The following is an 18,442-nucleotide window of genomic DNA, read 5'->3' as shown; positions in this document are numbered from 1 at the left end:
AATATGAGAAAAATAGAATTGCTGGTTCCGGCTAGCAGTCTTGAGGTATTGAAGATTGCTGTTATTTTCGGAGCAGATGCAGTATATATCGGTGGAGAAGCCTTTGGACTTCGTGCCAAAGCAAAGAACTTTTCCCATGAAGATATGAAGGAAGGAATCGCTTTTGCCCATGAACATGGAGTGAAAGTTTATGTGACGGTAAATATTCTGGCCCATAATTATGATCTGCCGGGTGTGAGGGAATATCTGACAGAACTGAAAGAACTGAAGCCGGATGCACTGATCATTGCAGACCCGGGAATCTATATGTATGCAAAGGAAATATGCCCGGAAATCGAACGTCATATCAGTACACAGGCAAACAATACTAACTATGAGACATATCGTTTCTGGTACAATCTGGGAGCAAAGCGTGTGGTAACAGCCAGAGAGCTTTCGCTTGCGGAGATTAAAGAGATCAGAGAGCATATTCCGGAGGATATGGAGATTGAAACATTCATCCATGGTGCTATGTGCATTTCTTATTCCGGAAGATGTCTGCTCAGTAATTATCTGGCAGGACGTGATGCCAACCAGGGAGCCTGTACCCATCCCTGCCGTTGGAAATATTCCATTGTTGAGGAGAAACGTCCGGGAGAATATATGCCGGTATTTGAAAATGAAAGAGGAACCTATATCTTTAATTCCAAGGATCTCTGCATGATCGAGCATATGGACGATATCATTAACAGCGGAATCGACAGTCTGAAGATAGAAGGCCGTATGAAAACCGCTCTCTATGTCGCAACAGTTGCCAGAACTTACCGCAAGGCAATAGACGACTATATGGAGAGCCCTGAGAAATATCAGGCAAATATGCCATGGTACCAGGAACAGATTTCCAACTGTACCTACAGACAGTTTACAACCGGATTCTTCTATGGAAAACCGGATGAGAATACACAGATTTATGATAATAATACTTATCAGAAGGAATATACGTATCTGGGATTTGCTGAGGCAGTGGATGAACGGGGTTATGCGCAGATCACTCAGAGAAATAAATTCTCTGTAGGTGAGACAATTGAAATTATGAAACCAGACGGACAGAATGTAGCTGTCACTGTGAAGGGAATTTATGATGAGGAAGGCAATTCCATGGAGAGTGCGCCTCATGCACAGCAGAAGCTGTTTATCGACCTGGGAACCGAAATCCAGGTTTACGATCTGTTAAGAAGAGCAGAGTGATTAATAAACGCAGCCAACGTTAAATTTGTTGGCTGCGTTTACTGCATTTGCGGGAAAAGGCCTCGAAGCTTTTGCAGAGCAGTTTTTTCGATCCTGGAGACATAAGAGCGGCTGATACACAGTTTTCGGGCAATTTCCCGCTGAGTTTCTTCCTCCATGCCAAAGAGCCCATATCTGCAGCAGATCACCTGATATTCCTTATCTGACAGGACTTTTTTCAGAGAGCGTAGAAGATAGTCGGTATTTTCGCGGATATAGCAGTCTTCTACAATATCTACAGGTGCACTCTCGATCACATCTAACAGATTAATCTCATTTCCTTCTTTATCTGTTCCTATGGGTTCATATAGGGACACTTCTTTTGAATGCTTTTTCTTAGCACGAAAATACATCAGCAGTTCATTTTCTATACATCTGGCAGCATAGGTGGATAACCGGGAAGCCTTCTGGGGATTAAAGGTTGTGACAGCCTTGATCAGTCCGATGGTTCCAATAGAGATCAGATCATCTGTATCCTCACCGGTTCCCTGATATTTTTTGACCACATGTGCTACCAGCCGGAGATTATGCTCGATCAGGATATTCTTTGCCTGAGAATCACCCTCCTGATATTTTTGAAGATAATATTTTTCCTGGGATATGGACAAAGGTTTTTGAAAGGCCTTCAAATCGCTACCTCGAAGGGGATTTCTATATAGTTTATGTCAAGGACAGGGCGTTGGTGCTTTTCCAGAAAATTTTGAGCCTTTTTACAATTATTTTACCTGTTCTGTACAATTGTGTGATGGCAGAGAGCCTTTTTCTCTGATATGCTTAATAAAGCTGGTGATGAACAAGGATATGATTTTCGATGCTGATGGACAGGCTGCACAGACCGAATTGAAAGATCAGAGAAAAGGAGCAGTCAGATATATGATAAAAACCTATGTAATAGATACAAATGTACTGATTCAGGCACCGTATGCAATAAAAAGGCTTTGAGCCAAAGGGAGTGAAATATTTGAAATACAAGGAAATAGCAAATAACAAAGAAATTAATGCATATCTGCAGAAAGGTAATGCAAATCTGGGACAGCTGGGTTTTACAGATCATTCAAAGGCACACTGCGTGCAGGTTGCACATCAGGCAGGAAAGATACTGAAACGGCTGGGATATTCAGAACATGAAATTGAGCTGGCAAAGATTGCCGGCTATATGCATGATATTGGAAATGCCATTAACAGAACCCATCATGCAGAATATGGTGCACTGCTTGCAAATGATTTACTGAAAGAAACAGATATGTCTCTGGAAGACAGGATAACTGTAATAGCAGCCATCGGTAATCATGACGAATCAACAGGAAGCCCTGAGGATGTGGTTTCAGCGGCACTTATTATTGCAGATAAAACAGATGTAAGAAGAAGCCGTGTGCGCCAGAAAGAACAATCCGCTTACGATATCCATGACAGGGTAAATTATGCAGTTACAGACGCCAAGCTGAAAATCGCTGAAGACAAATCTGTCATTGCACTGAACCTACAGATTGATGAAAAAATCTGTTCCATGTATGATTATTTTGAGATTTTCCTTGAGCGTATGATGCTTTGCAGGAAAGCTGCGGAAATACTTGGAACAACTTTTAAACTGACAGTAAATGGCCGAAAGGTTTTGTAGAATTGCTATAATAAAAAGAATAGAGAAATTTATTGGAAGAGATGCTTGAAAAAAAGGTATCTCTTTTTTGGATTGCTATAGTTGATTTTGCAGCGGATATTTCAAATCTGCATTGAGAAATCAGAATGACTACAGTATAATGGAGGAAGAATTTAACCGAATAAACTGCAGAGCAGTTATTCGGTGTAGAACTACGTAGCGAAGCGGATGATTTTATCCGCTTGAATACAATACAACAGGAGAAGCACATGAAAATATATTTAGCCCCCCTTGAGGGAATCACAGGATATACATACAGAAGGGCACTTTACCAGTGCTTTGGAGGTTTTGACAAGTATTTTATTCCTTTTATTCTTCCAAACCAGAAAGGACATCTCAGCACCAGAGAAAAGAAAGACATTATGCCTGAGAATAATGAGGGGATGTATGCTGTTCCCCAGATTTTGACAAAGAATGCAGAGGATTTTATCCAGACAGCGGAAACACTGCAGGAATACGGTTATAATGAAGTGAATCTGAACCTTGGCTGTCCGTCAAAGACTGTTGTGACAAAAGGCAGAGGTGCGGGATTTCTGGACAGACCGGATGAACTGGACAAATTCCTGGATGAGATTTTCCGTAAATGTGATATGAAGATTTCCATCAAGACTCGATTGGGTATGGATGATCCGGAAGAATTTGAAGATCTGCTGACGATTTATAATAAATATCCACTGGAAGAGTTAATTGTTCACGCAAGAGTGCAGAAAGACTATTACAAAAATACGCCACGTCTGGAAACATTTGGGGAGGCGGTGGAGCGGGCCAAGAGCCCGGTTTGCTATAACGGAGATATCGTCACAGCAAAGGACTGTACCAGATTACAGGACATGTTTCCGACCCTGGACTGCATTATGACAGGCAGAGGAACACTGAAGAATCCTGCACTTGCCAGAGAGATCCGTGGCGGTGCACCTGCGTCAAAGGAAGAAATCCGCAGATTTCATGATATGATGTATAATGAATATTGTGAAGACCTGTCCGGAGACAGAAATATCCTGTTCCGTATGAAAGAATTATGGTCTTATCTGGCACCTATGTTTACAAACAATAAAAAATATGCCAAAAAGATTAAGAAGGCTGAGAAATGTGTGGTATATGAAAATGCAGTCAGAGAATTATTTGGCTGTGAACAGTTAATTGGAGAAGTGGAAAATGCGGATATGGAAAAAAATACTGGATTATTATAACAGCTGAAAGATATAGAACTCACAGTATTTCGATAAAAAGTAACTGATTAGTATCTTTAAGGCTGCAATATTTTTTATTAAGAAGGAGAAAAAAGAATCCTATGAAATCTCATGTATTTCAGATGAAATATTTCTTAGCAGGCATCTATATTATCTGTGTTATATTTACCTGCTTTAACGCCAGGTTTTATCATACGCCTCTGGCGAAGATATCTTCAGTAACAGAAAAGGAAACAATGAGCAGAAAAGGAACCAGGGATGCAGAAGAGTATTATTATACTCAGAAAATTACAGCGCGTATATTAAATGGTACCCATAAAGGGGAAGAGATTTCTATTTCTAATGAATATACATCGTCTCAGGTTCAGAATCAGAAATATCACAAAGGAGACACGGTCCTTTTAAGCGGTTCAAGGGAAAATCCAGGGAAATCCATACGTTCCATAAAGCGTGATGGTTATCTGGCATTGCTGGCAGGTGGTCTGTTTTTTCTTCTGATCTGTATTACAGGAAAACAGGGATTCTATACGATCATATCGCTGATATTGAACACAATTATATTCGCGTTTGGATTTCAGGCTTTTATGAAAGGGGAAAATATCTTAAATATCTGCAATGTAATTGCTTTTCTATTTTCGATAACAACTCTGATCTGTCTGAATGGGATCCACAGAAAAACATGGGCTTCTGTTATTTCAACTATATGTGTACTGTTTCTGATCATGGCATTATTTGAATTTTCTATTCAGTTTTTTGGAGATCTGGATTATTCTAATCTGGAATATCTGGGGAGTATGAGTAATTCCGCTGATATATTCTGGACAGATATTATGCTGACAGGACTTGGAGCTATCATGGATGTAGCTGTAACTATCAGTGCTGCAACAGGGGAAATTGTCAGAAAAAATCCAGATGTTTCTCTGAGAAAATTAATACATTCAGGACGGGAAATCGGATATGACATTATGGGAACCATGATAAATGTGTTGCTTTTTGTTCTGGCAAGCAGTATGATTCCTATGTTTATCCTGAAAATGAACAATGAGATCAGGTTTATAACGATCATACGATATCATATTCCATATGATATCTGTCGTTTTCTTATTGAAAGTATAGGAATTGTACTGGCAATCCCTGTATCTGTTTTTATTTCTTCTATTATCATGAAACTACCATCTCTGAAAAGGAGCGACAAAAAATGATAATTTTTCTTGCACTGGTGTTGATTATTTTAATGATTCTGATTGGTGGGGAGCGCGGAGCAGTTTCTCTTATGACACTGGCCGGTAATATTGTAATTCTGTTTATTTCGATTCTTCTGATGTCCATTGGTTTCCCGGCTCTGCTTCTGATATTGGCTGCAGGGGCAGGAGTCTGCTATAATTCCCTGTTCTACCAGAATGGAAACAATCCAAAGACACGGGCGGCTTTTCTGGCTACCTTGCTTGTGATGCTGCTTTTATTTATTCCGATTTATCTTATTATATGGAGATCAGGAAGCTATGGACTGAATGAGCTTCAGCTTTCAGAAGATGATTTTATGTATTATTACAGTACGGATATCCATATTAATATGCTTCATGTGGCAGTTTTTGTAACTGTTTTCAGTACTCTTGGAGCGGTTATTGATACTGCTTTATCTGTAACTTCTTCTGTATATGAAGTCTGGACACATAAAAACAGCCTGACAGCGAAAGAACTTACTTCTTCCGGCTATCAGGTTGGAAAAGAAATTATAGGAACAACTGTAAATACGCTGCTTTTTGCTTATCTTGGAGGCTCTATTCTGTTATTTGCCTATGTTCAGACACAGCAATATAACCTGGAAATTATTCTCAATTCCAAATTTCTTTTTCAAGATGTTGCAATCATGCTGTCTGGGGCGATTGCCTGCCTTTTTACAGTACCGGTATCAATCAGATGTGTGATCCGCCAGATCCATCATGCTGCATCTGAAACAGATCACAGCTGATCGGACTTGTTTTCACAGTCTTTGCAGATTCCATGAAGCATATCTCCGCTGCACTGCAGGCGGAAACCATGATCCCGGAACAGATGCTCTTTTAATTCATCCATAAAGTTACAGTCAAGATGTACAACCTTGCCGCATCTGATATATTTCAGATGCAGGTGGTCTGTACATTTTTTTTCTTCTCCTGCGAACTGAAACACTGCTTTGTCAGAATTCAGATCTGGGTATTTAATTACAACGTGTTCCGCGCAAAGCTTATCCAGATAGCGGTAGACAGTTGTTGAGTGCTATTTTGATAAACGCAAACAGTTTGCACTTATATTAAATGGATCAGATCGCCCACTAAAAAGATTTTCAGGCACATCGGGGTGTGCAGAAAGGACTTTATTATGAAAAAAATTATTTACCATAACAGCACTTGCAGCGGCAACAGCTCTCAGCTTTGGAGCACTGAATCTTGCATATGCAGCAGAAACAGAGAATGCTTCTTCTGACAAAAAAACTGAACGTTATGGCCAGCTTTTATCCTATGTATGATTTTGCAGTAAAAGTAGGCGGTGATTGTCTCATGCTTATCTGGCAGCATTTTGGTAAAAAAGAAGTTTACTACATTATATCGGCCGGTCTGGGTGAGGATATTATTGAAAGATCACTTGGTGATCTGGATGGTTTTGTAGAACATCTGGAAGAATACAGGATCGCAGGAAAGAATTACCGGACTCATATAAGCTTATGGGATACCCTTGAATGAAATAACGCTATCTTTTTGCGTTCCGACAAAAGTGCCGTTGTGACAGACTGCAGCAAGATTTGAATCATATTCATCAGTGATTTCAGAATTTTTCATTATTAAATACATATATTTATAATTAAGAGCGTTACAATGCCGGTACCTTGAGAACATTGGAGGCTGCAATTATGAGGGCTTTTGATAGAAAAAAAGTCTTTTAATATATCCTGAACAATGATATAATATTCTAAAATGTTGACGAATATACATTTTTGCTTTCTAGAATATTGATATAAGGACATTTTTATTTTCTAAAATGTTGATAATAAAAGAAATATAGTAATTAAAAATGTTACAAAGTTGTTCTTGATAAAAATATTGTTTGGTAACAGGAGGTGTTTTATGTTAAAAAGAAAAGTGACGCATTACATAAAAAAATGGGTAGATTCAAAAAACAAAAAATGTCTTGTAATTCAGGGAGCCAGACAAACAGGAAAAACATATATAGTTGAAAGATTTGCAGAAGAGAACTATGAAGAAATTGTTGAAATTAATTTTAAACAGATACCTTCTGCGATGGATATTTTTTCCGGTGATCTAACAGTAGATAATATGGTCATGGCTATGCGGTTTCGTTTTCCTGAAAAGAAGATTATTCCAGGAAAGACTATGATTTTTCTGGATGAGATCCAGGAGTGTCAGGAAGCAATAACTTCTCTTAAGTTTTGGGCATTAGATAATAGATTTGATGTTATTGCATCAGGATCACTTTTAGGAATTGATTATAAACGTGCTTCTTCTTACCCTGTTGGGTATGTTGATTATCTGAAAATGTATGGAATAGATTTTGAGGAGTTTCTTTGGGGAATGGGAATCTCTGAGGATATGATAATGAATCTCTGTGGATATCTTGGTTCAAAAGCTGCTATTCCAGAGGCAATTCATTCTCAGATGATGAAATATTTTAGGCAGTATGTTGCTATAGGTGGTATGCCGGAAGCAGTTCAGAAGTATATAGATACAAAAGACTTCAGGGAGGTTGACCGGATTCAGAGAAGCCTGTTACAGGGATATCAGTATGATATAGCCCATTATGCTACAGCTGAAGAAAAAGTAAAAGCGGAGAAGTGCTACCTTTCCCTTGCGAAACAGTTATTGGATAAAGAGAATCATAAATTTCAATATAAAGAAGTTGAGCATGGAGGCAGGGCACAGAAGTATTTTTCTAGTATCGAATGGTTACTTCGTGCAGATATGTTGTATTTGTGTAAACTTGTAACAGATATAAGATTTGATCTGGATGATTATGCAAGAGATGATTTTTTCAGAGCTTATACAACGGACTTGTCTCTGTTGATGGCGATGAAAGATTTTTCCTTGAAGCAGCATATTATAGAAAATACCTTAGCAGGAAATTCCAAAGGAGGAATATTTGAATGTGCTGTAGCAGATGCTCTTTATAAGAAGGGATATCAGTTATATTTCTATAAAAATGAGACAACGAAAAAAGAAATTGATGTAATCATTCAAAAAGATGGAAAAGTAGTTCCTATTGAGGTCAAGAGTGGAAATACACGTGCAAATTCACTAAAGTCGATCATGAAAAATAATAAAGATATAAGCTATGGATATAAGTTCATAGATGGGAATGTAGGAACCAGCGAAGAGGGAATAATCACATTACCGCTCTATATGATCGCTTTCTTTGATAAAGTATCAGAATAACTGTTCTTATTTTTGCAGAAATATATCTAACAGTCTTTTTAAGGGAAAGTTCACCTGTGATAAATTCAGTGTTTTCTTTTTATACTGCATGTGCAAGCTTTATCGGTCAGAACTGGAGTGCCGGTAATAAAAAACGAATGCTGAAATCTTATAGAGTCAGCCTTATATATGCCTTTATTTTCGGTGCAATCCTGGGTGGACTACTCCTTGTGTTTGGCCCACAGTTTCTTTCTCTGTTCGCTACGGAACCAACAGTTATTGATGCTGGTATGCAGAGGATTCGTATTATGGCATTCAGCTATGCGTTTAGCTGTTTTATGGATGGCAGTATCGCCGCATCCCGAGGTATCGGAAAAAGTATTCCGCCTACCATTATCGTTATCCTGGGCTCCTGCGTATTTCGTATTGTCTGGATTTATACAGTATTTGCACATTTCCGGACGATTTCATCACTGTATCTTTTGTATATCTTCTCATGGGGAATTACAGGACTTGCAGAAACTCTGTTTTTTGTTGTAAGTTTTAAGAAAATATGGGCTGGAAAATAGTCACAACCATTCTGTGATTTATATGCCAGGTGGATTCCGCAATTGACTGGAAAGAAAAACAGCTTACAAAACGGGTGAAATCTCAATCGGAAGTTATGGAGGTGAATTAGAAAATGTTTGATCTGATGAGTATTATAGTTCCAATCATTTTTATTATTGTGATTGGTATTATTGTTTTTTCTCTGGGGCAGGGAATTGTTACGTGGAATAAGAATAATCAGTCACCTAGATCAACCGTGTCAGCTGTTATTATTGCGAAGAGAGAAAATATTACACATCATCAACATGCAAATGCAGGGGATGCGAGTGGAGCACACGGATTCCATACTACAACAAACACAATGTATTATGTGACATTTCAGACAGAAAGCGGAGATAGAATGGAGTTTCAGGTGTCAGGAACAGAATATGGAATGTTTGCAGAAGGAGATACAGGAAGATTGACTTTTCAAGGAACGAGATACTTAGCGTTTGAAAGGTAACTTCAAGTTTTATTGCTCAGGAAATTGAGGAGTCATGCAGTTGACAAGGAGGGATTCTTATGCCAGAAATGATTTATAGTTTTAATGGAAAAGATATCACTATGAATGTATGTATACAAATAAGGGATGTATTAAAATTATTGCAACAACATTATCACATTAGTTTCGAGAAAGCAGCACTGAAATTTTACAAATCAGAAACGTATAAGACATTGCAGGAAACAGAAAATGGATTATGGGCAGAATCGGCAGAATATATAGCTGACAGGTATTATGAGGAAGTCGAAAGTAATTCAGTTGCCGTTTAATAACAAAATACGACAGTGATTAAATCTCTTAAAACAGATGAAAGCTCAATCGGGATTTAAAGCTTTCGGGTGAATATGTATCGGAAGTCTTTAATAAGCGAGAAACAGGTTACAGGTGTTACAGAAAAAGTTACAGGTATCGAAGCAAAAATATTAGAACTAATATCGAATGATCCGGCCATTACTACTTCAAAGTTAGCAAATATGCTGTTTGTTACAAGAAAGACAATTTCTACACATATGAAAATTATGAAGAAAAATAATGTGATTGAAAGAATTGGTTCTGATAGAAAGGGCTATTGGAAAATCCTCTGATTTTGCCAGTCAAAAACCTTAAGTTTCCGCAAAATAGGTTTTGTTTGTGGCAAGCATCATTAGATGCTCCATAAGGCCTAAAACAGTACCAGATTTTTTTCTGAAAATTGTGATTTGGATCTTGATATGGGAAATGTAAATCTCAATTGGAAATTGTCGAACTGACACATTAGAAAGGTGATTAAATGAGTTGGGTAAATATACAGTACGAAAGTAATTTGAGAAAAAATGATAAAAGGGATGGGATGAAAGCTCTTGCAGTTTACTGCTTAATTATGTGCAGTGCTTTCTTTCAGGGCTGGCTTTATACAACAAATGCAAAGATTTTTGTGCTGAATTTATCGCAGATATGGATTCCTTTGATTTTGACTGCAGGCTTTTTTTTATTCTTTTACTGTAGCAAAGAGAACATTAGAAGTATTGGAATTAATTCTGATAATATATGGAACAGTATAGGGCTTGGTTTTGCAGGTGGTTTCTTACTGCTTACTATACAGACAGTATTATTTATGATTCAAGGTAAATCAATATCGTTTACCAGCCCTCAATTGTTAAATTGGGTTATATTTCTATTTGCTGCTTTTGAAGAAGAAGTATTATTCAGAGGATACATACAAACAAGATTATCTGGACTCATAAACAGTCAGTGGATAGTTGGAATAATCAATTCTGTTCTTTTTTTGTCCATACATTATCCTGTAAAATGGGTCGTATCTGGAGCAGTATCTTTTGATGTGTTATCAGCAGTATATATAGTATTACTTCTTGCTTTGCACTTCTTTTGTGATGCTGTATATAAAAGGACTAACTGTCTGTGGGGAGCAGTCATACTACATATAATCTATAATGCAGTAGGAGCAATGATTATAATTCAATGAAGTAATTTTTATGAGGTAATTTTATGTGTGAAAATGAAAAAAAGAAATCTCATTCCATTGAGATGACCACAGGCTCTCTCTGGAAAAATATACTCCTCTTCAGCCTTCCGCTTATGGGATCACAGGTACTGGAGGTTCTTTTTAACTTAAGCGATGTTGCTGTTGTTGGACGGTTTGCAGATTATATGGCACTAGGTGCCGTCGGCTCCACAACTTTGCTGGTTACTCTGTTTACCGGAATCCTTATCGGAATGGGTGCCGGTGTCAATGTCCGCGTAGCTCACGAACTGGGTGCCGGTAATAAAAAAGGCACAGAAGAAACAATCCATACTTCTCTTCTTTTGTGCGCAATCACAGGTCTGCTCGTCTGCGCCATCTGTCTTCTGTTTTCCGGGCGGATGCTGTCCATGATGAACACGAAGCCGGAACTTATTGATCAGGCTATTTTATATATGAAGATCTATTCCCTGGGAATGCCTGCAATGGCCGTATACAATTTCGGAAACGGCGTATTAAGTGCCATAGGTGATACGAAACGACCATTGATCTACCTTTCCATCGCAGGTGTGGTCAACGTTCTTCTGAATCTGTTTTTTGTTATTGTCTGTCATATGGCAGCCGCAGGCGTTGCAACAGCCAGCGCAATTTCTCTGTATATCTCTGCTTCTCTGGTGATGATTCATCTCCTCAGAAGAACCGATGACTGCAAAGTATCTCTGCGTAAGATCTGCCTGCACCCCAAGGCCTGCAAAGCAGTTCTCATGCTTGGCATCCCTACAGGTCTTCAGAACGGAATCTTTGCTATTGCAAACCTGTTTGTGCAGACTGGTGTCAACTCTTTTGATGCAGTGATGGTTTCCGGAAATGCAGCTGCCGCAAATGCTGACTCCCTGATTTATAATGTCATGTTTTCTTTTTATACTGCATGTGCAAGCTTTATCGGTCAGAACTGGGGTGCCGGTAATAAAAAACGAATGCTGAAATCTTATAGAGTCAGCCTTATATATGCCTTTATTTTCGGTGCAATCCTGGGTGGACTACTCCTTGTGTTTGGCCCACAGTTTCTTTCTCTGTTCGCTACGGAACCAACAGTTATTGATGCTGGTATGCAGAGGATTCGTATTATGGCATTCAGCTATGCGTTTAGCTGTTTTATGGATGGCAGTATCGCCGCATCCCGAGGTATCGGAAAAAGTATTCCGCCTACCATTATCGTTATCCTGGGCTCCTGCGTATTTCGTATTGTCTGGATTTATACAGTATTTGCACATTTCCAGACGATTTCATCACTGTATCTTTTGTATATCTTCTCATGGGGAATTACAGGACTTGCAGAAACTCTGTTTTTTGTTGTGAGTTTTAAGAAAATATGGGTTGGAAAATAGTCACAGCCACTCTGTGATTTATATGCCAGGTGGATTCCACAATTGACTGGAAAGAAAATCAGCTTACAAAACGGGTGAAATCTCAATCGGAAGTTATGGAGGTGAATTAGAAAATGTTTGATCTGATGAGTATTATAGTTCCAATCATTTTTATTATTGTGATTGGTATTATTGTTTTTTCTCTGGGGCAGGGAATTGTTACGTGGAATAAGAATAATCAGTCACCTAGATCAACCGTGTCAGCTGTTATTATTGCGAAGAGAGAAAATATTACACATCATCAACATGCAAATGCAGGGGATGCGAGTGGAGCACACGGATTCCATACTACAACAAACACAATGTATTATGTGACATTTCAGACAGAAAGCGGAGATAGAATGGAGTTTCAGGTGTCAGGAACAGAATATGGAATGCTTGCAGAAGGAGATACAGGAAGATTGACTTTTCAAGGAACGAGATACTTAGCGTTTGAAAGGTAACTTCAAGTTTTATTGCTCAGGAAATTGAGGAGTCATGCATTTGGCAAGGAGGGATTCTTATGCCAGAAATGATTTATAGTTTTAATGGAAAAGATATCACTATGAATGTATGTATACAAATAAGGGATGTATTAAAATTATTGCAACAACATTATCACATTAGTTTTGAGAAAGCAGCACTGAAATTTTACAAATCAGAAACGTATAAGACATTGCAGGAAACAGAAAATGGATTATGGGCAGAATATATAGCTGACAGGTATTATGAGGAAGCCGAAAGTAATTCAGTTGCCGTTTAATAACAAAATACAACAGTTATTAAATCTCTTAAAGCTGGTGAAATCGCAATCGGGACTTAAGGAGGTATACACAATAGAAGATTTAACGAAATTGAAGGATTAGGAGACCACTTCAAGCTTATCCAATTAGAAAGAAATCATTTTACAGAATCATTATGCCAGTGTACGTTAAATGTGTACTGGCTTTTTAATTATATTTATAAATGTGACATACATCACGGAAAACGACAAACTTTTTCATTATAATACAAAAGGAAAGCAAGACAGGAGTAGTTTATTATCAAGACTGCAAAAGTTATGCCAGTGAGGTTGATACAATGGGACAGATAACAATTAGGGAATTGGGGAATATGGATTTTTTCAGAGAAATACCAAAGGACATTCTGCAGAATCTGCTTAATGAAAGTAAGATTGTTTCTTATAAGAAAAAGGAAGTGATTTTTCATTCACGCAGTAGAACAAAAACAGTGTATTTTGTGTATTCCGGTGAGGCGATGCTTTATAATCTGACAAAGCACGGAAATCGAAAGGTGATTTTTATCCTGGGAAAAGGACGGCTTTTAAATCAGAGTATTGTAAGTAAAAAGCCCAATGCACTTTTTTGCGAGGCTGCCTGTCCGGTGCAGATACTGGAAATTGCAGAAGAACCATTCCTTCATCTTATGGAGCAGAGTCATGATCTGACAAGAGCTGTTCTGAGAGAATATGAAAGAAATCTCTGGCGAATGGGCCATCAGTTAAAAAATACGACCGGGAACATGCAGATGGAGCGAAAAATAGCTGCAAAATTGTGGAAGCTGGGTCGTGATTTTGGTGTGGATACGGAAGACGGAGTGATGATAGATATTGATCTTACCATTACCCTGATGGCAGATTTGGTTGGAGCACCAAGGGAAAATGTATCCCGTGCCTGTAAGGTCCTTACAGACAGAGGTCTGATCCATTATGGTAATAAGCGATTTACACTGACAGATTTTGAAGGTCTTGCAGAATTCTATAAAATGTGATTATAAGAAAGGGGTATCTGATGGGAAAACGTTTCAACAGTGATGAGATGCAGAAGGTTTTTGAAATTCTGCAGGAATCCTATGATGTGTATGGACCGAGAATTTACCAGGGAACAGGCTGTTTTTCAGATACAGATGTAATTCGTTATGGACGGTTGGACAGCTGGGAAGAACTTGTCTGGGATCAGAAGTCGGATTACAGTTTTAAAGAAGCATTGTTTCCAATCTCAGAGACGATTCTTTATTTTACAGAGAATGAGATGAAAACAGCAGACGGAGCACCGAGACAGAGATTGATTTTTTTGAAAAGCTGTGATTTTCATGCTCTGAAACGTCTGGATGAGATGTATCTGAAAAACGGTGCAGAGGATTATTATTACAGAAGAATGCGGGAAAATACAGTTTTTGCTGTGATGGGTTGTAAGGAATCCGGCAAAAACTGTTTTTGTGTAAGTATGGGCACAAATCGTTGTGAAGAATATGATATGTATATTTTTCAGGATGAAAAGGGCTGTTACATGGAACTGAGATGCAGAGAACTGGAAGAATTATTATGGGATTGTGGGCAGAATGTTCAGGAGAAACCGACTTTTGTGGAAAAGAATGAGGTTTATGTAGAGATTCCGGAGAAACTTCCGGATACAATTCACCAGGATTCCATGTGGCAGGAATATGGCAGCCGCTGTATTGGCTGTGGACGCTGCAATTTTGTCTGTCCCACATGTACCTGTTTTACTATGCAGGATATTTTTTATAAAGACAATCCAAAGGCTGGAGAGCGCCGCCGTGTATGGGCTTCCTGTCAGGTGGACGGATATTCTGACATTGCCGGAGGGCACAGCTTCCGCCAGAATCAGGGTGAAAGAATGCGTTTTAAGGTATTACATAAAATTTCAGATTATAAGAAAAGATTTGGATACCATATGTGTGTCGGCTGTGGACGTTGTGAAAATGTGTGTCCGGAGTATATTTCCTATATTGCATGTCTTCAGAAACTGAAAGAAAAGGAGGGAAAATAAGATGGCAAATGAATATATTCCTTTCTTATCTAAGATAAAAGAAATAGTGAAGCATACAGAGACAGAATATACATTCCGTATGACATATGTGGGAGATGTAAAACCAGGGCAGTTTTTTGAAGTTTCTGTTCCTAAATATGGTGAGGCGCCCATTTCTGTCAGTGGTATCGGAGAAGATTATGTTGATCTGACCATACGTAAGGTTGGTAAAGTAACCGGAGAAATTTTTGAATTGAATGAGGGAAGCAGCTTTTTTATGCGTGGTCCTTATGGAAATGGTTTCGAGAAAGAGAATTATCAGGGGAAAGAACTGATCGTGGTAGCCGGTGGAACAGGAGTATCTCCTGTGCGAGGCGTGATCAGTTACTTCGGTGAGCATCAGAATGAAGTAAAAAAATTACATACGATCCTTGGTTTTAAATCTCCGTCAGATATTCTGTTCCGTGAAGATCTGAAGAAATGGGAACAGCAGATGGATCTGATTCTGACGGTGGACTCATCCGATGACGATGCTTATAGGACAGGACTTGTTACAAAGTATATTCCGGAGCTTGAACCTGATAATATCCATGAGACTGCAGCTATTGTTGTCGGACCTCCGGTCATGATGAAATTTGCAGTAGCAGAGCTTTTAAAGCTGGGAATGAAGGAAGAACAGATATGGATTTCGCAGGAAAGAAAAATGTGCTGCGGGCTTGGTAAATGCGGGCATTGCCGAATGAATGACACCTATATTTGTCTGGATGGTCCGGTATTCTGCTATTCAGAAGGCAAAAAACTGTTTGATTAGGGAGGAAATCATAATGGATATTAATACAAAGAAACTGAAGAAAAATGCCTTCCGTGTATCAAAGGTTCGTGGGCTTACGGCTTCCAGAGTGCGTGTTCCGGGAGGCTGCTGTAATGCAGATGTCATGCAGCAGGTGGTGGATATTGCCAGAAAATATGGAAACGGACAGATTCATCTTACCACACGCCAGGGATTTGAAATTGAAGGAATCCATATGGAAGATATGGATAAAGTTAATGAGATGCTCCAGCCGATCATAGATAATCTTCAGATTAATCAAAATGAGACAGGTACCGGGTATCCGGCATCAGGAACCAGAAATGTCTGTGCATGTATCGGAAACAGAGTCTGTCCTTTTGGAAATTATAATACAGCAGCCTTTGCGAAGAGAATTGAAAAGGCGATATTTCCTAATGATCTTCATTTTAAAATTGCACTTACAGGATGTGCCAATGACTGTATCAAGGCGAGAATGCATGATTTTGGAATTATCGGCATGACAGAGCCACAATATGACCCGAATCGTTGTGTTTCCTGTGGTGCCTGTATAAAAGGTTGTGATAAGCTATCTGTGGATGCGCTAAAGATGGAAAACTACAGGATTGTACGCAACGAAGAAAAATGCGTAGGATGTGGCGTCTGCGTGACAAAATGTCCGACCAGAGCATGGACCAGAAGTGAAAAGAAATACTATCGTCTGACACTTATGGGACGAACAGGAAAGAAAAATCCACGTCTGGGAGAAGATTTTCTGATCTGGGCAGACGAAGACACCATCATCAAAGTTATCCTGAATACCTATAAATTTGTGAAGAAATATATTGATCCCAATGCGCCTGGCGGTAAGGAACATGTAGGATACATTATTGACCGCGTGGGTTTTGCAGAATATAAAAAATGGGCATTGGACGGTGTAGAACTTCCACCAGAAACAATCGTGAAAAATAATATTTACTGGAGCGGAATACATTACAGATAATTTCAGGGAAAAGATAATCAGAATCAATAAAGCCGATGCGGGATTTTTGGATCCTGTATCGGCTTTATTGATCTTACAGAAGTTTTGAAAAATTTACTTTTAATGGTTCATCAGTGCTTTGATATTTGAGGCTGTGTGGATTTTTTTCGATACAGCAGGAATAACATAAACAATAGAATTACTGGAAAAATAAGTCCGAATCCCATGCCAATCCTAATATTATTTCCGGCATTCTGGGTGATACGACCAACAATTCCAGGTCCAATGCTGCCACCTAAATCTCCTGCCATGGCAAGAAGAGAGAACATAGCCGTTCCACCTGTTGGAAAAGTTTTTGAGGAAATACTGATTGTTCCAGGCCACATGATTCCAACTGAAAATCCACATGCAATACAACCGATAAGTCCGATAATCGGGCTGGATGACAAAGCGGCAAGTAGATAACAGACAACGCATAATATGCCTGAACCACTCATAAACTTCATTAAATCTAACTGCTCTCCATATTTCCCAAAAATTATACGGCTGATTCCCATTGTTACTGCAAACATACATGGACCTGCTAAATCTCCCAGGGCTTTTGACAATCCCAGCGCGGCTTCTGCATAAGCAGAAGCCCATTGAGCCATTGCAAGTTCAGAGGCTCCGGAACAGATCATCAGACATATTGCAACCCAGAAAAATGGTTTGGAAAACAGATTCTTAATTCCCATTCCGGAACCATTGTCAACTAGATGTTCAATGGGACAGGTCATGAAGTTATAAGTATTAACTGCAGGAATGATTGCCCATATTACGGCGAGCCATTTCCAGTTGTCTATTCCAAATATCAGGAAAAATAAGCTGGAAATCAAAATTGTCCCAACAGCTCCCCAACAGTAAAAGGAATGGAGCAGACTCATAGTTGCTTCTTTGTTTTCAAACGGACAGGCCTCGATAATAGGGCTGCAAAGTACTTCTATTAAACCACTTCCGATGGCATAAACAATAACACTACATATAATTCCAATAAAAGGATTAGGTAAAAAATCAGGTAAAAATGCCAGTCCAAGCAGACCCAGTGCAGAAAATATTTCTGATGTAACAATGCACACACGATACCCGATATGGTCCACGAATTTGGCACAGAACAGGTCAACCAGAAGCTGTGTGAAAAAGAAGAAAGTGGATATCAGAGCAATATTACCGAGAGAAATATGGTAGTCACTGTGAAATTTCAAAAAAAGAAGCGGTGCGAAGTTTGCCGCAATAGCCTGTGTGATAAACCCCATATAACAGGCGATTTTTGTCTTATGGTAGTCTGTTTTTTTTATAGAATTTCTACATTTAAAAATCATAAGTATACCTCTTTTCTTTTTTTGCTTGATTATATAGCAAATATTAGATATATACATTGAATTAAATTGTAGA

General features: G+C 38.7%; 24 protein-coding genes. 20 read left to right on the top strand and 4 right to left on the bottom strand.

The features are described from left to right. Positions 1-3 precede the first annotated feature (3 nt). Complete coding sequence (locus NQ550_RS14740) at positions 4-1,227, top strand: peptidase U32 family protein (RefSeq protein ID WP_020994100.1); 1,224 nt, start codon at positions 4-6, stop codon at positions 1,225-1,227. A 38-nt stretch (positions 1,228-1,265) separates the two neighbouring features. Here the strand turns inward: NQ550_RS14740 and sigK are convergent, their stop codons facing one another. Further along, the gene (sigK, locus tag NQ550_RS14735) at positions 1,266-1,895 is read right to left on the bottom strand and encodes an RNA polymerase sporulation sigma factor SigK (protein WP_022381225.1); all 630 of its coding nucleotides are present in this window, start codon (positions 1,893-1,895) and stop codon (positions 1,266-1,268) included. A 157-nt stretch (positions 1,896-2,052) separates the two neighbouring features. Between sigK and NQ550_RS14730 the strand changes: the two genes are divergently transcribed. From NQ550_RS14730 to NQ550_RS14710, 5 genes are all read left to right on the top strand, one after another. Beyond that, entirely contained in the window at positions 2,053-2,208 is a 156-nt protein-coding gene (locus tag NQ550_RS14730; RefSeq protein WP_008707432.1) for a hypothetical protein, read from the top strand. A 10-nt stretch (positions 2,209-2,218) separates the two neighbouring features. Continuing rightward, positions 2,219-2,884 carry an HD domain-containing protein gene (locus tag NQ550_RS14725; protein WP_008707434.1) on the top strand — a complete coding sequence of 222 codons (666 nt, stop codon included), beginning with the start codon at positions 2,219-2,221 and terminating at the stop codon, positions 2,882-2,884. Positions 2,885-3,132: 248 nt separating this feature from the next. Further along, the gene (locus tag NQ550_RS14720) at positions 3,133-4,113 is read left to right on the top strand and encodes a tRNA dihydrouridine synthase (RefSeq protein WP_025579191.1); all 981 of its coding nucleotides are present in this window, start codon (positions 3,133-3,135) and stop codon (positions 4,111-4,113) included. A 236-nt stretch (positions 4,114-4,349) separates the two neighbouring features. Beyond that, positions 4,350-5,315, top strand: a complete 966-nt coding sequence (locus NQ550_RS14715) for a YibE/F family protein (RefSeq protein ID WP_243283602.1) — start codon at positions 4,350-4,352, stop codon at positions 5,313-5,315. Then, positions 5,312-6,085: a YibE/F family protein gene (locus NQ550_RS14710; RefSeq protein ID WP_022381228.1), complete on the top strand. Its 774-nt coding sequence runs from the start codon at positions 5,312-5,314 to the stop codon at positions 6,083-6,085. The genes NQ550_RS14715 and NQ550_RS14710 overlap by 4 nt, the downstream gene beginning before the upstream one ends. On the opposite strand, the gene NQ550_RS14705 is transcribed toward NQ550_RS14710, so the two are convergent. Together NQ550_RS14705 and NQ550_RS14700 are read right to left on the bottom strand one after the other, a co-directional pair. Continuing rightward, a complete protein-coding gene (locus NQ550_RS14705; RefSeq protein WP_242833599.1) occupies positions 6,076-6,318 on the bottom strand; it encodes a helix-turn-helix domain-containing protein in 243 nt (80 codons plus the stop codon). The two genes, NQ550_RS14710 and NQ550_RS14705, sit on opposite strands and share 10 nt — an antisense overlap. A 54-nt stretch (positions 6,319-6,372) precedes the next feature. Next, positions 6,373-6,582, bottom strand: a complete 210-nt coding sequence (locus tag NQ550_RS14700) for a hypothetical protein (RefSeq protein ID WP_147612036.1) — start codon at positions 6,580-6,582, stop codon at positions 6,373-6,375. On the opposite strand from NQ550_RS14700, the gene NQ550_RS22920 reads away from it, so the two are divergent. From NQ550_RS22920 to asrC, 14 genes are all read left to right on the top strand, one after another. Further along, positions 6,567-6,836, top strand: coding sequence for a hypothetical protein (locus tag NQ550_RS22920; protein WP_259837839.1), 270 nt, complete (start codon positions 6,567-6,569; stop codon positions 6,834-6,836). The two genes, NQ550_RS14700 and NQ550_RS22920, sit on opposite strands and share 16 nt — an antisense overlap. Positions 6,837-7,217: 381 nt before the next feature. Next, positions 7,218-8,540 carry an ATP-binding protein gene (locus tag NQ550_RS14690; RefSeq protein ID WP_008707440.1) on the top strand — a complete coding sequence of 441 codons (1,323 nt, stop codon included), beginning with the start codon at positions 7,218-7,220 and terminating at the stop codon, positions 8,538-8,540. Positions 8,541-8,596: 56 nt separating this feature from the next. Beyond that, on the top strand, positions 8,597-9,088 hold the full coding sequence (locus tag NQ550_RS14685; RefSeq protein ID WP_226839686.1) for an MATE family efflux transporter: 492 nt from the start codon (positions 8,597-8,599) through the stop codon (positions 9,086-9,088). Between the two features lie 113 nt (positions 9,089-9,201). After that, positions 9,202-9,570: a DUF2500 domain-containing protein gene (locus tag NQ550_RS14680; protein WP_120062710.1), complete on the top strand. Its 369-nt coding sequence runs from the start codon at positions 9,202-9,204 to the stop codon at positions 9,568-9,570. Positions 9,571-9,629: 59 nt separating this feature from the next. Next, on the top strand, positions 9,630-9,878 hold the full coding sequence (locus NQ550_RS14675) for a hypothetical protein (protein ID WP_120062711.1): 249 nt from the start codon (positions 9,630-9,632) through the stop codon (positions 9,876-9,878). Positions 9,879-9,953: 75 nt separating this feature from the next. Continuing rightward, entirely contained in the window at positions 9,954-10,193 is a 240-nt protein-coding gene (locus NQ550_RS14670) for a winged helix-turn-helix transcriptional regulator (RefSeq protein ID WP_025581328.1), read from the top strand. Between the two features lie 185 nt (positions 10,194-10,378). Continuing rightward, on the top strand, positions 10,379-11,071 hold the full coding sequence (locus NQ550_RS14665; protein ID WP_049947394.1) for a CPBP family intramembrane glutamic endopeptidase: 693 nt from the start codon (positions 10,379-10,381) through the stop codon (positions 11,069-11,071). Between the two features lie 23 nt (positions 11,072-11,094). Further along, positions 11,095-12,456: an MATE family efflux transporter gene (locus NQ550_RS14660; protein WP_259837828.1), complete on the top strand. Its 1,362-nt coding sequence runs from the start codon at positions 11,095-11,097 to the stop codon at positions 12,454-12,456. A gap of 113 nt (positions 12,457-12,569) precedes the next feature. Continuing rightward, positions 12,570-12,938, top strand: a complete 369-nt coding sequence (locus tag NQ550_RS14655) for a DUF2500 domain-containing protein (RefSeq protein ID WP_173699392.1) — start codon at positions 12,570-12,572, stop codon at positions 12,936-12,938. Between the two features lie 59 nt (positions 12,939-12,997). Further along, a complete protein-coding gene (locus tag NQ550_RS14650; protein ID WP_025579579.1) occupies positions 12,998-13,237 on the top strand; it encodes a hypothetical protein in 240 nt (79 codons plus the stop codon). Positions 13,238-13,554: 317 nt separating this feature from the next. Continuing rightward, positions 13,555-14,244, top strand: a complete 690-nt coding sequence (locus tag NQ550_RS14645) for a Crp/Fnr family transcriptional regulator (protein ID WP_025579581.1) — start codon at positions 13,555-13,557, stop codon at positions 14,242-14,244. A gap of 20 nt (positions 14,245-14,264) precedes the next feature. Then, the gene (gene asrA / locus NQ550_RS14640; RefSeq protein WP_025579582.1) at positions 14,265-15,263 is read left to right on the top strand and encodes an anaerobic sulfite reductase subunit AsrA; all 999 of its coding nucleotides are present in this window, start codon (positions 14,265-14,267) and stop codon (positions 15,261-15,263) included. Position 15,264: 1 nt separating this feature from the next. Continuing rightward, positions 15,265-16,053 (top strand): anaerobic sulfite reductase subunit AsrB, encoded by a 789-nt coding sequence (gene asrB, locus NQ550_RS14635; protein ID WP_025579584.1) that lies wholly within the window; start codon positions 15,265-15,267, stop codon positions 16,051-16,053. Between the two features lie 13 nt (positions 16,054-16,066). Continuing rightward, positions 16,067-17,032: a sulfite reductase subunit C gene (asrC, locus tag NQ550_RS14630; RefSeq protein WP_025579585.1), complete on the top strand. Its 966-nt coding sequence runs from the start codon at positions 16,067-16,069 to the stop codon at positions 17,030-17,032. Positions 17,033-17,142: 110 nt separating this feature from the next. On the opposite strand, the gene NQ550_RS14625 is transcribed toward asrC, so the two are convergent. Next, the gene (locus NQ550_RS14625; protein ID WP_044996586.1) at positions 17,143-18,369 is read right to left on the bottom strand and encodes an MFS transporter; all 1,227 of its coding nucleotides are present in this window, start codon (positions 18,367-18,369) and stop codon (positions 17,143-17,145) included. Between the last annotated feature and the right edge of the window lie 73 nt (positions 18,370-18,442).

Source organism: Blautia wexlerae DSM 19850, assembly GCF_025148125.1.
Taxonomy (GTDB): domain Bacteria; phylum Bacillota; class Clostridia; order Lachnospirales; family Lachnospiraceae; genus Blautia_A; species Blautia_A wexlerae.
Note: the sequence above shows the minus strand (reverse complement) of the source record. Positions and strands in the feature narration are given on the sequence as shown.